Origin of the sequence: Cohnella laeviribosi DSM 21336 (genome assembly GCF_000378425.1) — a bacterium.
Taxonomy (GTDB): Bacteria; Bacillota; Bacilli; order Paenibacillales; family Paenibacillaceae; genus Cohnella; species Cohnella laeviribosi.
The window spans coordinates 1-18,400 of the sequence record NZ_KB899830.1; the positions used below are offsets into that span (position 1 = coordinate 1).

Consider the following 18,400-nt stretch of genomic DNA (forward strand, 5'->3'; position numbering starts at 1 on the left):
TGAAAAATGTGTGTGAAACCACGAATATCAGCTTGCCGACCAACGTATTGCTTTTGCCTCTGAGCTAAGGAAGAATCCCCCCTTCCGTCCCCTAAAGGGGAAACGCAGGGAGTACAACCCCCTGCACCCCGTTACTCGCCGTAAGGCAGGCCCGGCAAAAATGCCGGGTGACCTTGAAAGTATGGGCAAATGGAGTCGCCTGTAAAGAAAAACGCTTGACAGGCTCTATTTAGGTGCGCCAAAAACAAGGCTGCCCACAGAATGGTTGACAGGTTTCGTTCATATCAACGGATTGTCTGTCCGTTACCTACCCTCTTCCCTGCGCCGCCACCCTCTTGTGCACCCTCCCGTTCATCATTCAAAATAGCTCTTAGCCGCCCTCGGCAAACTGCCGTAACGGACATCGCGGACGCCGGGTATGGCCGGGAAGAAAACGACGCTGCCTGGATCGTGAAGGGCTTGAGGCCTTGAAAAGTATAAACACGCAGCACAAGGAAAAGTCAAACAGCGGTGCAGGGATACCCCCCTTGCACCGCCATTATTTTGCTTTTGGGACAGCCCCAGCGGGCGGCCTGCAACCGGGATCAGCGTAAAATCGCCTTCGCGGAGTCCGGTATTTTCTCGACTTCCTCTTCGAGTCCGGTATTTGCGTTGATGTAAATCCGGTACCGGTTGCCGTTGATTCTGCCGGTGAATTCGTGGCAGAGCACCTGCTTTTCCTCTTCGTTCTCAATGACGGCCAGGTGGTGATCCTGCACCTCGAAATCCGGATTCAGCACATGGCGTGCCTCTTCCATTTTCAGCTTCGGCTTTCCGGCCGACAAGGTTTTGGCGGCAAAAACGTGATCCGAAGCCTGCAGCCCGACCGCCTCCCCGTTGTCCAACGCAACGCGTACCGTTACTTTGTCCGGATAGATTCTCACGCCGTTTTGCTCCCGCACGAACGTGAACACCGCCACGTGATCGTATTCGTCATAGGTCACCGGAGTCATCTTCCCGTACCCGTGACGGTCTAAATACTCCGCAGCCTTGGTCCGGGCTTGCGCGAAGTTCAGCTTGCGTTCTTTAACCGGCCTCGTGTTCATCATCCAGAGCAGTTCCCCGCCCTTGCGGGTAAAATCCAGCTGGACGTTGCCGCCGTTGCGGTTTTTGATCGTAACCGTATACGTCTGCATGTCGGTCCCCTTGCCGTTGGCGGAGACGGTCACCTCATGTCCGGCCTCCGCATGAAGCGTCGGGCCGACGAACGAGAGCGCTTTTTGCCTGATTTGCTCTTCCGTCGCATCGGGCTTGCCGGACAGAGCCTCCAGCGTGCGCTTCCGGTTGGGCGACTGTGAAGAAGGCCCCCAGTCGTTTTCCGGGTAAGAGGCGATTTTCTTGTCTACCGCGCGGAAACCGTCGATGATCGTGTTGTCGTGCGGATCGTTTTTGCTCGCCATCGCCACTTCGACATCCATCCAGCGAAGCCGGTCCGTAAGAACCGCGTCTCTGATCTTGTCCATTTCCCGATTGATGTCCGCCGCCTTCGCATAAAGCGACTTCATCGTTTTCGTCTCTTCCTTCGTCAGCGGCTGCTTGGTCAGATCCCGGACCGCCGTGCGGTAAGCGAAATCGGAAATCCGCGAAAGAAACTGCTCCGCTTTGTTGAACGGAAGCAAAGCCAGCGGCAGCTGATTGATTTCGTTTTGCGCCTCGCTGGTCAACCGCCATACGTTGACAAGGCTTTTCCGCTGCATGCCTTGAGACGCAGCCGAAACGGCCAGCGATTGTCCGAGTTCGTCGTGAAGCTTGCCCAAATGGTTGGTCAAATCGTGAAACGCCCGTTGATATTGGTTTTCCGCTTTGATCAGAATCGCGTTTTTCTCCTGATGTTCTTGGTATCCCCACAAGAGCGAGCCGACGAGCATCAGAACCGCGATTGGAAATAACACCGAGCTAAGTCGTGCATACATGCGAAAGCCGACCCCTTTCTTTCCCAGACTGCTTGTTGCGGTTAGTGTGGGACAAAGAGATCGGCTTTATGCACGGCTATTCTTCGATAATTTCAAACTCGTCCGTATTGTTGCAGATGCATTGTTTGAAGCCGGTGTCGATGCGGCCGCGTTCTTTGCGGCCCCTCAGCACGTATCTTTCGCCGCATTGCTTGCAGCGGATCACGACTTTCACCCGTTCGGTCGACATGGAACAAGCGCCAACTCCTTGCATGATTGGGGTTATTCAGAGTATGGCCGTGTCGCCAGCGATTTAACCTCATCGTCCCGATTGAGCAAGCGGAAGGGCGATACCGCGTTGGCGCGATTCACGTTGCGGATGGCGCGCAGCCAAAGCAAAAACATGAACGGAACGATGACCCAGATCCAGTCCTGCGGCACCGTCATCATGAGAAAATCGTACAAGCCGTGCCAGAACCAGGGCAGCAGAAACGCCATCCACAGGTTCCAACGGATTTGGTTGCCCTGGGCGAACTTGGCTCTGCCGAGCGAATATCCCATAAAGACGCCGAACAAGGCATGCCCGGATACGGGAAGCAGCGCCCGCGCGAGCAAAGAGCCGAATGTGATCGGTTCGAGAAAAGCGTACATCACGTTCTCGAGGGTGGCGAACCCGAGCGAGACGGCGGTGGAATACACGATGCCGTCGTAGGGTTCGTCGAATTCGGTATGGTTGTAAATGATGTGGAACAGGACAAACCATTTGAAAAATTCTTCCACGCCGGACGATATGACGAAGGAGAACAGAAACGGCGATTCACCCAGCCACAGCGTCAGGGCGCGCTGGACGATCATAATCGGCAGCACAATCAGGACGCCGGTCAGAAACAGCTTCACGACCATCGACAATGGTTCCGCGTCATAACGGTCTTTCCAGTAAAAATAAGCGAGCAAGGCAAGTCCTGGCGCAACAGCGGCAGCCAGCAGCGAGAAACCCGTCACCCTTTCGTTCTCCCCCCCTCTCTTGAACACCATTATACAACGTCACGACTTTTCAGGCATCCGATTTCCAGCAAAAAACGGACATTCCCCGGACAACGTCGCCGTCATCCGGAAAATGCCCGTTTCCGGCTTCCCGCAGGAAGCCGTTTTTGCCCAAGACAAGAATTTCAGGATCAGCCAAAGTGTTCGGCAAGCGTCTTGACCGCTTGGGATGGGATGACCACTTGGCCGTATTCTTCCAATACCGCCGGCGTCACCGTGGACGCTTCGCCGTATTCCGCAAGCACGGCGATCAAGGCCTGGTAGGCGTTGTTTTCCCAGCCGGCCGGATCGAAGCAAAGCACCCAGTCGTCCTGGTAGCGGTACAGTCTTCCCTCGTCGGTGAGCCGGCCGGCCATCGTTATGGCTGCGCCGATCACGTGCTCAATGTCGCGGAAACGATATATGATGGCATCGCTCTGCTCGAGCGTAACTTCCATTTCATAAACGTCTTCGTCCAGTTCCTCTTCAGCGGACGGATCCGTTTCCCGGTCCAGCTTCCCTCGCGTCACGATGACGACCATGCCCTGAGCAGGCATTGCGAATACTTCGACGGCAAGGGGTCCGGAGGCGTCAAAGCCGAGTTCGTTGTAAGCTTGATCCATCATCTCGCTGAAAAGCTCGTGCACTTTCGGGATTTCCCGCCACATGTCTTCTTTCTGGATTCCGCGTTCAGTCAAATCGTCAAACGTAAGGAAAATCCTTATCTTGTCTTGGCTCAGCCGTTCCATCCTCATGACAGGATCCTCCTTCCCCACACGATGGGTGATAACAGCGTATGATGCGGCATATAATGTGTGATTGAAATCTGTTTTACAACATGTTATCACTTCTTCACATGAAATGCACTAGGAAAAAACACCGAAACGCAAAAAAAAGCGGCCCTTTCCTCCGATTTTTGAAGAGGATCGTGCCGCTTTCCCTGCCGCATGTTTTCCCCGGCGATCTTCCCGGAGCTTTAGCGGCTTTAATTCGTTTTTTTGGCATGTTCGTCCAGAATTTCGTTCACGTTCCGTTTCACTTCCGAGTCCTGCGCGGCCAAATGAGCCACCTGCTGAAGCCCGTCCATGCCGGACGCATCGCGGTCGCGAAACGCCTTAGCCTCGGAATCGCGTTCGCGTCCGGTCCTGGACTGAAAAAAACGGCCGAACGCCTCGTCCTTCATCATTTCTCCCGCTTTACGCTTCAGGGTTTGGCCCGCCATTCCGGCCATCGCCATGACGCGGCTGTTCCGTTGGATCATCATGACGGCCGCGGCCCCCGCCAGACCGCCGATCAGAAACGTTGCGAATCTCACGTTCATCCCTCCTCTGTTCGATTTGCAACCCGCTTTAAGCGGGTATTGACAACGTTAGTGTGGCTCGCAACCATGCCGGACATGCTCCATCAAAAAAAGGAAGAAGGAACGCGCCAACGCGCGCCGGGCTTATGGTAAGATGGAATACGAAAACACGACTAGGACAAAAAAGGAATTGAAACCATGAAACGATGGATGATCGTCTTGTCCGCTTCTACTCTGGCCCTCGCTCTCGCTTCGTGCGCAAGCCGCGCGGCCGCTCCTCCGGAAGCATCGCCCTCCATAAGCGGGCGGCCGGCGGATGTTTCCGAAGCTTTGCCCTCTCCTTCCGAACAGAAGGAGGCGACAGGCTCCGATGAGACGGAAACCGCCAGCGCGAATCCGGCCCCTGCCGAGGTTCCGAAACGTTACAAAATGAACAAAAATTACGATATCGTGCCCATCGATCCGCAGAAGACCGAACGCAAAGTGGTGCTGCTGACGTTCGACGACGGCCCCAAAAGCGCGGATACGCTCGATCCGATTTTGGACAGTCTGGACAAGCATAAGGCGAAGGCGATTTTTTTCGTAAACGGCTTCAGGGTTCAGGAAAATCCCGAACTGCTTAAGGAAATCGACAAGCGCGGGCATGCTATCGGGAACCATTCGTGGGATCATATCAAGCTGGGCAAAGAAAAACCGGAAGTCGTCCGCAAGCAGATCGGCCGCGTGCAGGAAGCGGTTCAAAACCTGACCGGCAAAGCGCCCGTCTTCTTCCGCCCGCCTCACGCTTCCGGAAGCGACGTGACGCGCGCTGTCGCCAAGGAATACGGATTGCTCTACATGACGTGGTCGAACGGATCGCTCGATTGGGAAATGACCGGGGACGACATCAAGGACAAGCCGCAGGCGATTATCGACAACGTCCTGAGCCAGTTGCACGCCGGCAGCAACATTTTGATGCACGAGCTGCCCTGGACCGCGGAGGGCCTGGACCGGCTGCTGACGGAGCTGGAGAAGAAAGGCTACGGCTTTGTCGATCCGGCGGCTATCGAGCTGGACGAAGCGGGAAATTAACGAGCATGGAAATTTTCGCACAACCGCTCGGCGAGCCGTGTGCCCGATTTAATTGCCGCTATGGCACTTAAATCGGGGGCACGTACGAAATCGGGCGCTGCAGTTGCCGCTATAGCAACTACAGCGCCCTCTCTGCCGTTCCGCCCCTGCTTATTCGCTGTAATATTGTTTGCCCAGCCAGAACATGAAGACGACAAGGCAGGTAAAAAGCGCGACGAGCGTCCGGTAGAACCAGCGGGAATAGCTTTTCCTGGCCGACTCATGCACCTCGGACCGAGGCGGCAGGCCGGTCTCCGGAATGCCGGACATTTCGGCCGTTTTCGCGATCAAAGCCTCCAGCTCCTCCAGCGTCAAAGCCGACTCGTCTTCCTTCGAATTCGCCTCTTGCCCGAGCGCGATTCGCTTTGCTTCCTTGTAGCGCGCCCATACCGAAGAATGGTCGCTTTCTTTCATTGCTGCAAGTCCCTCCGTAAACGAATGATCAGCCCCATGATGAAATCGAAGAGAAAATGCGTCATGATCGGCGCCCAGAGGGTGCCGGCAAATTCGTACAACAACCCGAGTCCGTAGCTGATTCCGAACACCATCCCCGTCGGAATCCAGTGGCGCAAATACCTGACGTGAATGGCCGCGAATAAAATGCTTGTCCAATAAGGCCCGATGCTGCTCTGAATCGCGCCGCGGAACAGCAGTTCCTCGCAAATGGCGACAACCAGAGAAATCAACGCGATATGCCAGATCGGGCGCTTGCGGAAGATCCGTTCGTTGACCCCTCCGTCGTCCATCGCTTCTTCCGGCACCCACCGGGAAATGCCGAGGTCGAAGGCGATTACGGCGGCGGCCAAAGCGGCGGCCCATAGCGCGAAATCGGCGGAAGCGGGCGGAGCGAACAAATTTATCGCGTTTCGGCCCTGCAAAAACACCCACAACCATCCGATAATAAAAGTAAAGAGTTGGGTCAAGTACAAATTGACGAGCAGCATCCGGTCGTCGAGCTGATCGACGGTTACTTTGCGAATTTTGATCTTGCGGAAATCGAATTTTTTCATGATACCTCTGCGGAATTCGGAATAGTTTCGTTGCCGTGCTTTGTTGCTTGACCTGCAAAACAAAACCCGTTCAATAACGTACTAAAAGGAGCAACCGATGGAGAAACGACTGACTCGCACCGACCTCATGCTTGCGCTTGGATTCCTGTTTCTGCTGATCGTCGCGGTAGGAGCTTTCTTCTACGGGGTGATGGTCGGAACCGAAAGAACCGAAATGCGCTACGAAAAGAAAAACGCGTCCGCAACCGCCAAGCCCGCTTCGGAAACCGCCTACCAGCAGCAAGACCTGGTATCTTTTTATCATACCGTATTTTCGCCATATCGTGAATTCATGACCGAATGGACGGAAGCGAAACAGAAATGGCTGTCGGACGCGGCCGCCGACCGCTCCGCTTCCCTCAAGGAGCTGTCCAAATCGGCGAACGCCAAATACAAGTCGGCCAAAGTCGCCTACATCCCGCCGGTGTCGCCGCTTCTGCTGGAAGCGCAGACCGGCTATCTCAAGAGCCTCAAGCTGTTCGCGAACAGCTTCGACTCGCTGGCCGCTTCCGCCAACGAAGGAACCGCCAGCGTCCTGCTGGGCAAAATCGCCGAAGACGCCTATTACAAGGAGGCCGTCAAGCAAGGGTTGTCCGCGCAGGAAAAATATTTCGCCTCGATGGTCAAATGGGCGGCCGCCATCGATCCGGACATCAGCGACACCAAGAAGCACTACACAAAAGTCGATCTGACCTCGTGGAAATCGCTGCCCCTGGTCAACCGGAACGAGCTTTCCGCCGAATTTTTGAGCGAGAACGGACTTTTGAGCAATTATTTGCCGCAAGATTTGACCGCCCGCATCGACGCCTTCATCGCTTCCGGCCAAGCCGGGAAGATGAAGCTGAAAACGGTGGGGGCCGTTGCGGAGCTCTTGACCCGGACGGAGGCCGTGCGCGACGCCGACTTCCTGCAACTGAAGAACCGGTTTTATGCCGATCAACTGCTGCCCCAGCTTCCGTTCTTCTATCCCGACAAGTAAATTTACGTCGATGTTCGTCGTTTTGTTGCGGTTTGACCATTGCATTCGGCTGTCCGATTGCATTAAAATAAGAATGCTTTGAATAACGACCCGCTTAAGTCCACCCTCAACGTACCGTTCGGCCGTAAGTTGGCGGTCGGAGGACCGATTGAGGGTGTTTTCAATATTGCCTACATCGAAACTAGGGGGATTATTCATGTTCAAAGTATTGGTATCGGATCCGATCAGCGATTTGGGGATCTCGCAGCTTGTGGAAGCGCCCGATATCTCCGTCGACAAGCGGATCGGTCTGAGCGAAGACGAGCTTGTCGCCGTGATCGGCGAATACGACGCGCTTCTCGTCCGCAGCCAAACCCGGGTAACCGAGCGGATCATGACCGCCGGCAAAAAGCTGAAAGTCATCGGCCGCGCCGGGGTGGGCGTGGACAATATCGACCTGGAGGCGGCGACGAAGCGGGGCATCATCGTCATCAACGCTCCCGACGGCAACACGATTACAACCTGCGAACATACCTTCGCCATGATGATGGCGCTTGCCCGCCACATCCCCCAAGCTTACCAGAAGACCGTCAGCGGCGTATGGGACCGCAAATCGTTCGTCGGCGTCGAGCTTCGCAACAAGGTGCTCGGCGTGCTCGGCATGGGCCGCATCGGCAGCGAAGTCGCGACGCGCGCCAAGGCGTTCGGCATGACCGTGCTCGGCTACGACCCGTTCCTGACCGAAGACCGCGCGCAAAAGCTCGGCGTCAAGCTCGCCTCGGTTGACGAAGTGATTCGGACGGCGGATTTCATTACCGTGCATACGCCGCTGACGCCGGAAACCCGGCACATGATCGGCAAGGAACAATTCGCGGTCATGAAGCCCGGCATGCGGATCATCAACTGCGCCCGCGGCGGCATTATCGACGAGAAGGCGCTCGTCGAGGCGATCGACGCCGGCATCGTGGCGGGAGCCGCCTTCGACGTCTTCGAGGAAGAGCCGCCGAAGCCGGATCATCCGTTCCTGTCGCATCCGAAAATCATCGTGACGCCTCACCTCGGCGCTTCGACCGTCGAAGCGCAAGAGAACGTGGCCATCGACGTATCCGAGCAGCTTCTGCACATTTTGCGCGGCGAACCGTACAAGAACGCCGTAAATATGCCGGCGGTTCCCGCCGACGTGCTGGCCAAGCTTGAGCCGTACTTCTTGCTCGGCCGCAAGCTCGGCAGCTTCGCGGCGCAAATCACCGAAGGCCCCGTCAAGGAGATCGTCGTCGGCTACGCAGGCGAACTTGCGGACGTGGATACGCAGCCGCTGACCCGCCATATCGTCCAAGGCGTTCTGTCCTATCATCTGGGCGCCGAACAGGTCAACGCGGTCAACGCCATGCACCTGGCCAAAAAACGCGAAGTCAACATCGTCGTCAACCAGTCGACCGCAAGCAAAGGCTTTACGAACCTTGTGACGGTTACGCTGCGTTCGGCCAAAGAAGAGCGCATGGTCGCAGGCGCCCTGCTCAACGGCTTCGGCGCCCGGATCACGCAAATCGACAAGTACCCGGTCGACGTCGAACCGCAAGGGCATCACGTGCTGATCTCGCACAACGACAAGCCGGGCATTATCGGCCGCGTCGGCACCCTGCTCGGCACGAACGACATCAATATCGCGACGATGCAGGTCGGCCGCAAAATCGTCGGCGGCGCCGCGATCATGGTGCTCGGCGTCGACAAGGCTGTCCCGAAAGACGTTCTGGCGCAGCTTGAACAGCTTCCGGATCTCGTCAAGGCAAAGGAAGTTCAACTGATCTGAATGGACGACATTTAAAAAAGGTTGAGCGGGTGGAAGCTTGCTTCCTCCTGCCCAACCTTTTTTCGTTCGCGGACGGCGTTTGGCCGATCCGCCTAGCCTTTCAGCGCTTCGTTGTCCGCTCCGGCCGCCGGCCTAAAGCTCCCGCCCTTGCCGCCGACAAGACCGACGATGGCGAATTGCAGCAGCGACGCTGCCACAAGCACGACGGGCAGCGCCGCCGAATCGGGACGGTCCGCGAATACGATCAGCGCATAAATCGACAGCACGCGCCCGATATTGAGAAACAATTCCCGAATAACCACCGATTCGATCCGGAACTGGCCTTTAAGCGGCAGAACATCCATCAGCCTGTAATAGTAAACGTTTAACGAATTGATCGTCAGCGGATTAAAAATCGAAAAGACGACCATAAAGACGAGCACCGTCCACCACGCGACATCGATCAGAAGCACGCAAGATGCGGCCGCCACGAACAGCGAGGACCAGAATACGTCGGACCGGACGCGGTCGTGCGATTTTCGCCGGGATACGGTGAATGCGGTTCCAATCGTAATGAGCGCAAAAAGCACGGTAAGCAGCCCGACCCAATCTTCCCGGCCGTACGTCTGATAAAGCAAAATATTCGGCAAAAACAGCATGATCCCCTGGAACAGGCCGAGAACAAAATAACCGAACAGCGATTTCAGCCACAGCCGATTCCGCTTCATCATCCCGCCCGCATATTTCAGGTAATAGGCGCGATGGCGCGGCTTCAGCGCACCGATCTTCAGACTGAACGCGGACGCGAGCGCAAACATGGCAAACGCGACGGCGAACGTCACGATATACCCCTGCAAGCCTTCGAACCGTCCGATCAGCAGCCCCGACAGCGCCGGCCCCGCGAGACCGGCGGAGTTGAACACGATCAGGTTCAGCGCCAGAAAGCGGCCCCGGTTCCGCTCGCTCGTCACATCGTACATGAGCACGATATAACCGGTCCAGTAGAGCCCCAGCGCGATTCCGTTAAACAGCGCGAAAACCGGATAGTAAGCCGCGACCTGCTCCCGCGCGAAAATGACGCACAAGTAAAACAGCGCAATCAGCATGATGCCGAGACGGTACGTAACCATCCGGTCTTTCTTTTTCGCAATGTAGCCGCCGGCGGCGAACGCCAAAGGCGTGATTCCGTACACGATCATATTGAACATGCCGTTGATCCATAAGTCTTCGGTCAGGCGCCATAAGTACAGGTTGAGAAAAAGACCCGACATCGAGGCTCCGAACTGGAAGCAGCCGTGAATAAACAACGTGATGTACGCTTCCGGTTTCAAATCGTCCTGCCCGATTGCGCCCGTTCCCCGAAGCCGGGCTTTCCAAGCTCGAAGTCTCACCGGTTGTTCCCCCATCGGATTCAAATCGCCTGTTGCGGTTTGCCGCCCGGCGAGCGTGCGGAGCGCTTAACCCTGGCGCCGGGTATCGCCGCTTACCGGCAGCGTAATCGTGAACGTCGTTCCGCTGCCCGGCTTGCTTTGAACGCGTATTTTGCCCCTGTGGGCTTCCACAAGCGTCTTGACGATAAAAAGCCCAAGTCCGGTGCCGCCGCTGGACTCGCGTTTGCGCGCCTTGTCGGCTTTGTAGAACCGCTCGAAAATGTATGGCAAGTCTTCCGGAGGAATGCCTTCCCCCTCATCCTGCACCGTAATTTCCAATTGCTCCCCGTCTTGCGAAGCGATCTTTTTCGCCCCGAGGAGAATGCGGGCCCCAGGCGGCGTATGCCGGATCGCGTTGTCCAGCAGATTGGTCAGCACCTGCTCCAGACGGTCTCTGTCCGCCGATTCCAGCACCAGCGTTTCATCGTCTTCCGACTTCACCAGGAGGATGCCTTTTTCCTTGGCCATGGCCGCGAATTTGCGGTATACCCTGCCCAGCAGCGCATTCATGTCCAGCCTCTCGTAATTCATTTCCAGATGGCCGGCTTCCATGCGGGCAAGATCGAGCAAATCTTTCACAAGCCGGCCCATCCGCAGCGACTCGTCGTAAATAACCTGAACCAGCTCGCGCCGCTCTTCCGGAGAGGCGGCGATGTCGTCCAGCAGCGCCTCGCTGTACCCCTGCACCATCGAGAGCGGCGTGCGAATTTCGTGCGACACGTTGGCGACAAAGTCGTTGCGCAGCTTGTCCACCCGGTGCTCCTCGGTCACATCGCGCATGACCGCCACCACGCCGCGGATGCCGCTGGTCGACGCCAGCGGCGTAAGGGCGACGGACCAGACCTCGTTTTTGACGTTGAGCTTGGTCGTCATTTCCTTGCCGTGCGCAATCACGCTGCGGAACGATTCGAGCAGCGGCTCCGGCACGCGTCCGACCTTGCCATGGCCGTCTTCATCGTCCCAGCCGACGTCGTTCCATTCCTCGAGCAGGTTCTGCCCCTGCGGATTGGTCAAAATCACGCCGCCTTCCGCATCGAACGAGATGACCGCATCCGTCATGCTGCGCAGCACGCTGCTCAGGTGATCCCGTTCGTGCTCGAGAATGCGGATCAGCGAATCGATCTCGGACGCCATCTGGTTAAACGTGTTGGCCAGGTCGCCGATTTCGTCCAACGAGCGGATCGCGACCCGCACCGTGTAGTCGCCCTGCGCGATTTGGTCCGCCGCCTCTTTCATTTCGCGCAGCGGCTGGGTAATTTTGGTCAGCAGAAAAAACGCGAAAAAGGTTGTCAGCAAAAAACCGACAGCCCCCGCAACCGTAAACAAATGTTTGACCTTCACCGAATTTTCGAACGTGATATCGATATATTGCAGCAGAAACAAGCCGATGGTGCAGATGACGACGGCGACCAGGCCCATGATCGTCAGCCAAATTTTACCGACTACCGTTCTCCAGATCGCCATCGTTTATTTGTTAACCTCCAGCTTGTAGCCGACGCCCCAGACGGTCGTGATCATCGCCGCGGCTTCGGCGGAAACGCGGTTCAGCTTTTCCCTCAGCCGCTTCACGTGCGTGTCCACCGTCCGCAAATCGCCGAAGAAGTCGTAGTTCCATACGTCCTTCAACAGCTCCTCGCGCGAAAAGACTTTGTCCGGCGAGCTGGCCAAATAATGCAGCAGCTCGTATTCCTTCGGCGTCAGATTGACTTCGTGTCCGCCCGCCGTCACCCGGTGCGCGTCATGCTCGATGACCAGGTGCGGAAACACGATGTTGTTGCTAGCGTTCAATTCTTTGGACAGGAACGCCGTTGCCGACGAGCGGCGCAAGATCGCCTTGATCCGGTAGATCACCTCGCGCGGGGAGAACGGCTTGACGACATAGTCGTCGGCGCCGACCTCGAACCCCTGCACCCGGTTGACTTCCTCGCCCTTCGCCGTCAGCATGATGACCGGCGTGGCCTTGCTCTGGCGCAGACGGGTGCATACCTCGATGCCGTCCATGCCGGGCAGCATCAAATCGAGCACAATCAGATCATAATTGTCCTGGAGCGCTTTCCGGAGCGCCGTCTCTCCGTCCTCGGCCTCCTCGACCGTGTAACCCTCCTTCTCCAAATACATTTTGAGCAAGCGGCGAATCCGCTCCTCGTCGTCCACGACCAGAATCCGGCTGTCTGCTTGGCTCACCATAACCAAATCCCTCCGTTCGATTGCATGTCCGATTCCTTATTAGCTTACACTCCCGCGTAGGAATGCAAACCGGCAATGACCAGGTTGACGCCGATCAGCGTAAAGAGCACGATGATAAACCCGACGACGGCAAGCCACGCCGACCGCGTTCCCTGCCAGCCGCGCGACAGGCGCAGGTGCAGATAGGCGCTGTAGAACAGCCACGTGATCAAAGCCCAAACCTCTTTCGGGTCCCAGCCCCAGAACCTGGACCAGGCGATCTGGGCCCAGATCATCGCAAAGATCAGCGCCCCCAGCGTAAACACCGGGAAGCCGATGGCGATCGCGCGGTAGGAAATTTCGTCCAGATCGTCCGGATCGATTCCGTCCAAATGCGGGTGAATGACCGCCGCCAGCGGCTTGCGCGCGATCAGCCGCATGATGCCGTACAGGATCAGGCCGCTGATCAGCGACCAGATAATCGTGTTCAGCTTCCGTCCGGCATTGACGCCGTTCATCCAGGAAGGCGCCTCGAACAGCGGCTCCTTCAGGCCGAGGAAGGGGTCCATCGACAGCTTCTCGCTGTTGTACGGCGCCACGATCGGAGGCAAACCGTACTCGACCGTCTGCACGATCGTCTCTCCCTGTCCCTGAAGGTCGATCCGAAAGGTCTCCTGCCGGAACTGCGCTTCGTACCCCGCGGCGCGGAAGCCGAAGACGGAGACGAGAAAGCCGATCACGACGACGATGACGACGAGCATGAATTCCGTCCAGAACTGCGCGCGGCGGCCGGCCTTGTCCGTCCGCGAGTAGTCGACGACCCGGATCAGATGCACGAGCGCGGCGGCGAAGCCGACGGCAAAGAACGCTTCGCCGAGCGCGGCCGTCGTCACGTGGATTTTCAGCCAGATCGAGTTCAGCGCCGGTATGAGCGGCTGCACCTCGGACGGGAATACCGAAGCGTAGGCGATAATAATAATAACCAAAGGGACCGCGAATGCCCCGAGTAATACTTTGCGGTAAATCAGATACACGATAATGAACGCGAACATGATCGCCATGCCGAGAAAGGTCATGAACTCGTACATGTTGCTCGTCGGAATATGGCCTCCGCCCTTCCAGCGCGTAAAGAAAAAGGCCAAATGGGCGAGCCAGCCGAGCGCCGCCAGCGCAAAGCCGATGCGGCCCCACCGCTTGGCATGGCCTTCCGGATCGCGGTTGCTCCATCTTTTGCCCGCGACCGCGATCGCATACCCGATAAATGCCGCGCAGTATAGAAAGAATGCTGCGATAAAGGCGTTGCTGCTAAAATTCAGCCAGTCGTTCAACGTTTATTCCTCCTGTTATCGAGCGCCTTCGGCTCGACGGCGATGCCGGTTCGGCCGAGCGCCGCCGCCACTTCCGCCCGAATGCCGTACGTGTTCTTGTTCGTATGCGCCCCGAGAGTAAGCGCGCGGCCGTCGATCCGAAGCCAAATCCGGCGATGCTGCCAGTAGAATCCCATCACGAGGCCGATCATCGAAATGGCGGCTCCGACCCAAATGTACGGCATCGCGCGGTCCACCCGGACGTTCAGGGTCGACGTGTATTGGGAGAACGAGACGTTCTCCATGCCGTTCACTTCGAAAGCGAAACGTCCCGAATTGCTGCCCAGCTTGCGGAAGCTTTCGTTGAGCTGGTCCTGCAGCTTCTTGTTTTCCGCCGACGGCATCGGGAAATAAATGTACATTTCGCCGCCCGCCGCAAGCCCCGGTCCCGTCACCACGAATACGAAAGCGGGATTGTTCGGATCGCGCGACTTGGTCATCGGGCGGTTCTGCTCGTCCAGGCCGAAATCGGGATAAACATCGCTCAATTTCAGCGTATAAGGCCCTGCTTTATAAGTCAATGGCGGATCGGTCATCGGCAGTTCGAAAGGTCCGTAGGACCGATTGTTCGTCTTGTCCACCAGCATCGGCTTTACGGAAATGAGCCGAATCCGTTCTTCATAGTTGTACTGGTACAGCTTCAGGCCTTTGTAGGACAGCGGGCTGTTCACCTGGATATTATGCTGTTTCACCGGCACCAGCACCGGGTCTTTCACCGGGTCGTCGCAGTCGGCCGTGCAGGTGTAAAGGGTCGCCTTCGTTTCGTAAAGCTTCGGCCTCAGCGTGCCTTTCAGCCGCTCGGGAAGCTCGTCGTCCGAATAAAATTCGACCGTGAACTTTTCGTTCTTCACGTAATACGGCGTATCCGGAATCTGCTTGATTTGCCCTTCATCGAGCGAAACGTATTTGTCCATATGCCATGCGGGCACGGCCCGGGCGAGCACCGCAAGCAGGAACACGATCAGACCGATATGGTTAATGTAAGGCCCCCAGCGGCTGAACCGGTTTTTTTCGGCGAGCAGCGCCATTCCGTCCTTCCGGTCGATCCAGACCCGGTAACGCTTTCGCTTCAGCTCGCGGGCGAACTTCTCCACCCATTCCGCCGGCTCGGTCTGAAGCGTCGTTTCATACACCGTCTGCTGGCGCCGCAGAAAGTTCAAATGCTTGCGGACCTGCTGCTTCGACAGCGCCTTGTATAGCGGAAGCACGCGGTCGAGGCTGCAGATGACGAGCGAAGTGCCGATCATGACGAGCAGGCCGATGAACCACCACGATTCGTACGTTCTCGACAAGCCGAGGAAGTGGTAAATCATCCCCCACGTGCCGTATGTATCCTTGTAATATTGAGCCGGATCGTCCAGATTGACAAACGAGCTCTCCTGCGGATAAATGGTGCCGAGCGCGGCGCCGATCAAGGTGATGACGATCAGCCAGACGGCCACCTTGACGGACGAAAAAAAGTTCCACACCCGGTCGATCAAATCCGGATTTTGCTTTTGCGAACGGCGAGCGGCTCCGTCGTAACGCATCTCGAGCGGACTGTCCGGCGGCAAATCGTCGACGAGCGGATTGCCGCAGGCTTCGCACAGCACCGTTCCCGTCGGGTTCTGGTGCCCGCATTCGCATTTCGTGTTCTGAAACAATCGAGCTAACGCCTCCTTGCCGCGATTACGGCTGGAAAAGCCGTTCGACGCGCTGTTCGATAAAGGATTCGCTCATCGGTCCTCCGACGGCGATTTCCTGAATGGTTCCGTCCGGGCGGATAAAAAACGTCGTCGGATATTCTTTCAACCCGTACAACCGCTCGATTTTCCGGTTTTTGTCGAGCAAAATCGGAAAATTCACGCCGTAGCTCTTGGCGAAGCTGCGCACGCTGATCCTGTCTTCGCTCAGGTTGATGCCGACGACCTGAAGCCCCTGGCCTTGCCATTTCTCGTAAATGCGCTGCAAATCGGGCATTTCGTCGCGGCAGGGAGGGCAGAAGGTTCCCCAGAAATTCAGGACGAGCGGCTTGCCTTTGTAGTCGTCCAGCCGGTGCGTCTGCCCGGACAAATCGGCCAGCGTAAATTCGGGCGCAGCCTCGCCGGCTTTGAGCACCGTCGATTTTTTAAAAAACGACTGGCCGATCGCATATCCCCCGATAAGCACAACAAAAGCGAGAATAATATACTGGATGGGCTTACGGTAACGTTTCACGCTTTCACCGCCGTACATGTTTTCGCCGAACCGTCGAATTGATTATAACGAAAATACCGGGGTCAGAGACGACCGCCTCGACCTCCGGTTATGAACATTGTGTGACTTTGATCACGATTCGCCTGCGCCGCTTGCGGCATTTTTCAGCATGCGGACTTCCTCGGCCGACAGCTTGCGGTACTTGCCCCGCTGCAGATTGTCCAGCGCAAGGCCCGCAAACGCGATTCGCTTCAGCCGGATAACGGGATGATGAATCGCTTCGAACATGCGGCGAATCTGGCGGTTGCGCCCTTCCCGGATCGTAATGCGGATGGTCGCCTGATTTTTGTCCGGATCCACGTCGTGATATTCGACTTCGGCCGGAGCCGTCATGCCGTCCGAAAGCCGGATTCCCCGCTGCAGCTTCTCGAGCGCCTCGCCGTGCGGCACCTTTTCCACGGTGGCAAGATACGTCTTCGGAACGTGATGGCGCGGATGCATCAGCTTGTGGGCGAGCTCCCCGTCGTTGGTCAATAGAAGAAGCCCTTCCGTATCGTAGTCGAGACGGCCGACCGGATAGACCCGTTCGCTTACGCCTTTCAGGTAGTCCGTCACGACCGGGCGGCCTTTCGGATCGTAAACGCTGGTGATGACGCCCTTGGGCTTGTTGAACATCAAATAAATTTTGGACTCGGATTGAATCCGCCTTCCGTTCACCGCGATTTCGTCTTTTTCCGGATCGGCTTTCGCCCCGAGTTCGGTCACGACCTCGCCGTTGACCGTCACCTTGCCTTCCCGGATCAGTTCCTCGCATTTGCGCCTTGAAGCCACGCCGGCGGCCGCGAGCACTTTCTGCAATCGTTCCAATGAAGTTCACCTCACCCTTCATCATACATGGACGAAGGGTTTAAAACAACAGCAGGCAGACGGCGATAGCCGCGAAAAAACCGACCGCGTCGGAAAACAGGCCGACCTTGAGCGCGTAGCCGGTCCTGCGGATGCCGATCGCGCCGAAATAGACCGTCAGGACGTAAAGCGTCGTATCCGTGCTGCCCTGGATCGTAGAAGCGATGCGGGCGATCATCGAATCCGGCCCGTGCTCTTTGATCAGATCGGTCGTGAACGCAAGCGAACCCGCTCCGGTAATCGGGCGGAGAAGGCCGAGCGGAAGCACGTCCCCGGGCACGCCCAGCCGTTCGAAAAACGGCCGGACCAGATCGACGAGCGCGTCGAGCGCCCCGGAAGCGCGGAACATCCCGATCGCGGTCATCATGCCGACCAGATGCGGGATGATGCCGATCGCGGTCTGGAAGCCGTCTTTGGCCCCGTCGACGAACGTTTCGTATACGGGAACTTTGCGGAACGCGGCGTACAGCGGAATGGCCACGACAAGCATCGGGATCGCCCATGCGGACAACGCATGAAGAAAGGAGAGCATCGCTTACCCTCCTTTGGTTTCCGTTTGAGCCGGGCCGATCGTGACCGGCGGCAGCCTGCCGCTGCGCCTTCTGTACCATTTGTCGGCCAAAATGGCCGCGCCTGTGGAGACGATCGTCGCAAGCAGCGTCGAGGAAATAATATCGGCGGGATGCGCCGAGCCGAAATTCATCCGGACGGCGATCAGCGTCGTCGGCACAAGCGTGATGCTGGCCGTATTCAGCGCAAGCAGCGTGCACATCGCCGGCGTTGCCTTGGACGGGTCGGGATTCAGCTTCTGCAGTTCCTGCATCGCCCGTATCCCCATCGGCGTCGCGGCATTCCCGAGACCCAGCAGATTGGCGCTCATATTCGATAAAATAAAGCCGAAGGCGGGATGGTTCCGGGGCACGTCCGGAAACAGCCAGCGGACGACGGGGGCAACCGCCCGGGACAACGCGCCGACAAGCCCGGACGCTTCGGCTATGCGCATCATGCCGAGCCAGAACACCATGATGCTGATCAATCCGAAGCAAACGGTAACGCCGGTCTGCGCGCCGCTGAAGGCCGCTTCCGTTACTTGCTGAATGCGGCCGTTCGCGGCGCCGTAGGCTACGCTGACTACAATCATCCCAAGCCAAATCCAGTTGACCATTGGAACCGTCCTCTCCCCTCAAAAAAATCGT

19 protein-coding genes are annotated in these 18,400 nt (G+C 57.3%); 3 read left to right on the forward strand and 16 right to left on the reverse strand.

Features of this window, described 5'->3' with window-relative positions:
- Positions 1-584: 584 nt before the first annotated feature.
- The 5 genes from ypeB to F560_RS0114500 all read right to left on the reverse strand — a co-directional run bounded on the left by ypeB (position 585) and on the right by F560_RS0114500 (position 4,269).
- The gene (gene ypeB, locus F560_RS0114475; protein WP_026298297.1) at positions 585-1,952 is read right to left on the reverse strand and encodes a germination protein YpeB; all 1,368 of its coding nucleotides are present in this window, start codon (positions 1,950-1,952) and stop codon (positions 585-587) included.
- A 76-nt stretch (positions 1,953-2,028) separates the two neighbouring features.
- Entirely contained in the window at positions 2,029-2,181 is a 153-nt protein-coding gene (locus tag F560_RS25960; protein ID WP_019006462.1) for a hypothetical protein, read from the reverse strand.
- A gap of 32 nt (positions 2,182-2,213) precedes the next feature.
- Positions 2,214-2,933, reverse strand: a complete 720-nt coding sequence (prsW, locus tag F560_RS0114485) for a glutamic-type intramembrane protease PrsW (protein WP_019006463.1) — start codon at positions 2,931-2,933, stop codon at positions 2,214-2,216.
- A gap of 173 nt (positions 2,934-3,106) precedes the next feature.
- A complete protein-coding gene (locus F560_RS0114495; RefSeq protein ID WP_019006465.1) occupies positions 3,107-3,709 on the reverse strand; it encodes a genetic competence negative regulator in 603 nt (200 codons plus the stop codon).
- 230 nt (positions 3,710-3,939) lie between these two features.
- Positions 3,940-4,269 (reverse strand): hypothetical protein, encoded by a 330-nt coding sequence (locus F560_RS0114500; RefSeq protein ID WP_019006466.1) that lies wholly within the window; start codon positions 4,267-4,269, stop codon positions 3,940-3,942.
- 183 nt (positions 4,270-4,452) lie between these two features.
- Here F560_RS0114500 and F560_RS0114505 point away from each other — a divergent pair, with 183 nt between their 5' ends.
- The gene (locus F560_RS0114505; RefSeq protein WP_019006467.1) at positions 4,453-5,325 is read left to right on the forward strand and encodes a polysaccharide deacetylase family protein; all 873 of its coding nucleotides are present in this window, start codon (positions 4,453-4,455) and stop codon (positions 5,323-5,325) included.
- Positions 5,326-5,475: 150 nt separating this feature from the next.
- On the opposite strand, the gene F560_RS0114510 is transcribed toward F560_RS0114505, so the two are convergent.
- Positions 5,476-5,778: a hypothetical protein gene (locus tag F560_RS0114510; RefSeq protein WP_019006468.1), complete on the reverse strand. Its 303-nt coding sequence runs from the start codon at positions 5,776-5,778 to the stop codon at positions 5,476-5,478.
- Positions 5,775-6,374: a CPBP family intramembrane glutamic endopeptidase gene (locus F560_RS0114515; protein WP_019006469.1), complete on the reverse strand. Its 600-nt coding sequence runs from the start codon at positions 6,372-6,374 to the stop codon at positions 5,775-5,777. Before F560_RS0114515 ends, F560_RS0114510 begins: the two co-directional genes overlap by 4 nt.
- 97 nt (positions 6,375-6,471) lie before the next feature.
- Between F560_RS0114515 and F560_RS0114520 the strand changes: the two genes are divergently transcribed.
- Positions 6,472-7,392: a hypothetical protein gene (locus tag F560_RS0114520; protein ID WP_019006470.1), complete on the forward strand. Its 921-nt coding sequence runs from the start codon at positions 6,472-6,474 to the stop codon at positions 7,390-7,392.
- Positions 7,393-7,588: 196 nt separating this feature from the next.
- A complete protein-coding gene (gene serA / locus F560_RS0114525; RefSeq protein WP_019006471.1) occupies positions 7,589-9,181 on the forward strand; it encodes a phosphoglycerate dehydrogenase in 1,593 nt (530 codons plus the stop codon).
- A gap of 92 nt (positions 9,182-9,273) precedes the next feature.
- Here serA and F560_RS0114530 read toward each other — a convergent pair whose 3' ends face one another.
- From F560_RS0114530 to F560_RS0114570, 9 genes are all read right to left on the reverse strand, one after another.
- Positions 9,274-10,551 carry an MFS transporter gene (locus F560_RS0114530; protein WP_245554852.1) on the reverse strand — a complete coding sequence of 426 codons (1,278 nt, stop codon included), beginning with the start codon at positions 10,549-10,551 and terminating at the stop codon, positions 9,274-9,276.
- A gap of 66 nt (positions 10,552-10,617) precedes the next feature.
- Positions 10,618-12,054, reverse strand: coding sequence for a sensor histidine kinase (locus F560_RS0114535; protein WP_019006473.1), 1,437 nt, complete (start codon positions 12,052-12,054; stop codon positions 10,618-10,620).
- A 3-nt stretch (positions 12,055-12,057) separates the two neighbouring features.
- A complete protein-coding gene (locus tag F560_RS0114540; RefSeq protein ID WP_019006474.1) occupies positions 12,058-12,777 on the reverse strand; it encodes a response regulator transcription factor in 720 nt (239 codons plus the stop codon).
- Positions 12,778-12,821: 44 nt separating this feature from the next.
- Positions 12,822-14,084 carry a cytochrome c biogenesis protein CcsA gene (gene ccsA, locus F560_RS0114545; protein WP_019006475.1) on the reverse strand — a complete coding sequence of 421 codons (1,263 nt, stop codon included), beginning with the start codon at positions 14,082-14,084 and terminating at the stop codon, positions 12,822-12,824.
- Positions 14,081-15,766 (reverse strand): cytochrome c biogenesis protein ResB, encoded by a 1,686-nt coding sequence (gene resB, locus F560_RS0114550; protein ID WP_019006476.1) that lies wholly within the window; start codon positions 15,764-15,766, stop codon positions 14,081-14,083. The genes ccsA and resB overlap by 4 nt, the downstream gene beginning before the upstream one ends.
- Before the next feature lie 25 nt (positions 15,767-15,791).
- Positions 15,792-16,319: a redoxin domain-containing protein gene (locus F560_RS0114555; RefSeq protein ID WP_026298300.1), complete on the reverse strand. Its 528-nt coding sequence runs from the start codon at positions 16,317-16,319 to the stop codon at positions 15,792-15,794.
- Between the two features lie 111 nt (positions 16,320-16,430).
- Positions 16,431-17,165, reverse strand: a complete 735-nt coding sequence (locus F560_RS0114560; protein WP_019006478.1) for a pseudouridine synthase — start codon at positions 17,163-17,165, stop codon at positions 16,431-16,433.
- Positions 17,166-17,205: 40 nt separating this feature from the next.
- The gene (locus F560_RS0114565; protein WP_019006479.1) at positions 17,206-17,736 is read right to left on the reverse strand and encodes a spore maturation protein; all 531 of its coding nucleotides are present in this window, start codon (positions 17,734-17,736) and stop codon (positions 17,206-17,208) included.
- Between the two features lie 3 nt (positions 17,737-17,739).
- Entirely contained in the window at positions 17,740-18,369 is a 630-nt protein-coding gene (locus F560_RS0114570) for a nucleoside recognition domain-containing protein (RefSeq protein WP_019006480.1), read from the reverse strand.
- Positions 18,370-18,400: the final 31 nt, after the last annotated feature.

What these genes read in the sequence shown, in the direction of transcription:
- ypeB (WP_026298297.1), bottom strand. Translation starts at nt 1,952, where the DNA reads ATGTATGCACGACTTAGCTCGGTGTTATTTCCAATCGCGGTTCTGATG.
- F560_RS25960 (WP_019006462.1), bottom strand. Translation starts at nt 2,181, where the DNA reads ATGTCGACCGAACGGGTGAAAGTCGTGATCCGCTGCAAGCAATGCGGC.
- F560_RS0114495 (WP_019006465.1), bottom strand. Translation starts at nt 3,709, where the DNA reads ATGAGGATGGAACGGCTGAGCCAAGACAAGATAAGGATTTTCCTTACG.
- F560_RS0114505 (WP_019006467.1), top strand. Translation starts at nt 4,453, where the DNA reads ATGAAACGATGGATGATCGTCTTGTCCGCTTCTACTCTGGCCCTCGCT.
- F560_RS0114510 (WP_019006468.1), bottom strand. Translation starts at nt 5,778, where the DNA reads ATGAAAGAAAGCGACCATTCTTCGGTATGGGCGCGCTACAAGGAAGCA.
- F560_RS0114515 (WP_019006469.1), bottom strand. Translation starts at nt 6,374, where the DNA reads ATGAAAAAATTCGATTTCCGCAAGATCAAAATTCGCAAAGTAACCGTC.
- F560_RS0114520 (WP_019006470.1), top strand. Translation starts at nt 6,472, where the DNA reads ATGGAGAAACGACTGACTCGCACCGACCTCATGCTTGCGCTTGGATTC.
- serA (WP_019006471.1), top strand. Translation starts at nt 7,589, where the DNA reads ATGTTCAAAGTATTGGTATCGGATCCGATCAGCGATTTGGGGATCTCG.
- F560_RS0114535 (WP_019006473.1), bottom strand. Translation starts at nt 12,054, where the DNA reads ATGGCGATCTGGAGAACGGTAGTCGGTAAAATTTGGCTGACGATCATG.
- F560_RS0114540 (WP_019006474.1), bottom strand. Translation starts at nt 12,777, where the DNA reads ATGGTGAGCCAAGCAGACAGCCGGATTCTGGTCGTGGACGACGAGGAG.
- F560_RS0114565 (WP_019006479.1), bottom strand. Translation starts at nt 17,736, where the DNA reads ATGCTCTCCTTTCTTCATGCGTTGTCCGCATGGGCGATCCCGATGCTT.
- F560_RS0114570 (WP_019006480.1), bottom strand. Translation starts at nt 18,369, where the DNA reads ATGGTCAACTGGATTTGGCTTGGGATGATTGTAGTCAGCGTAGCCTAC.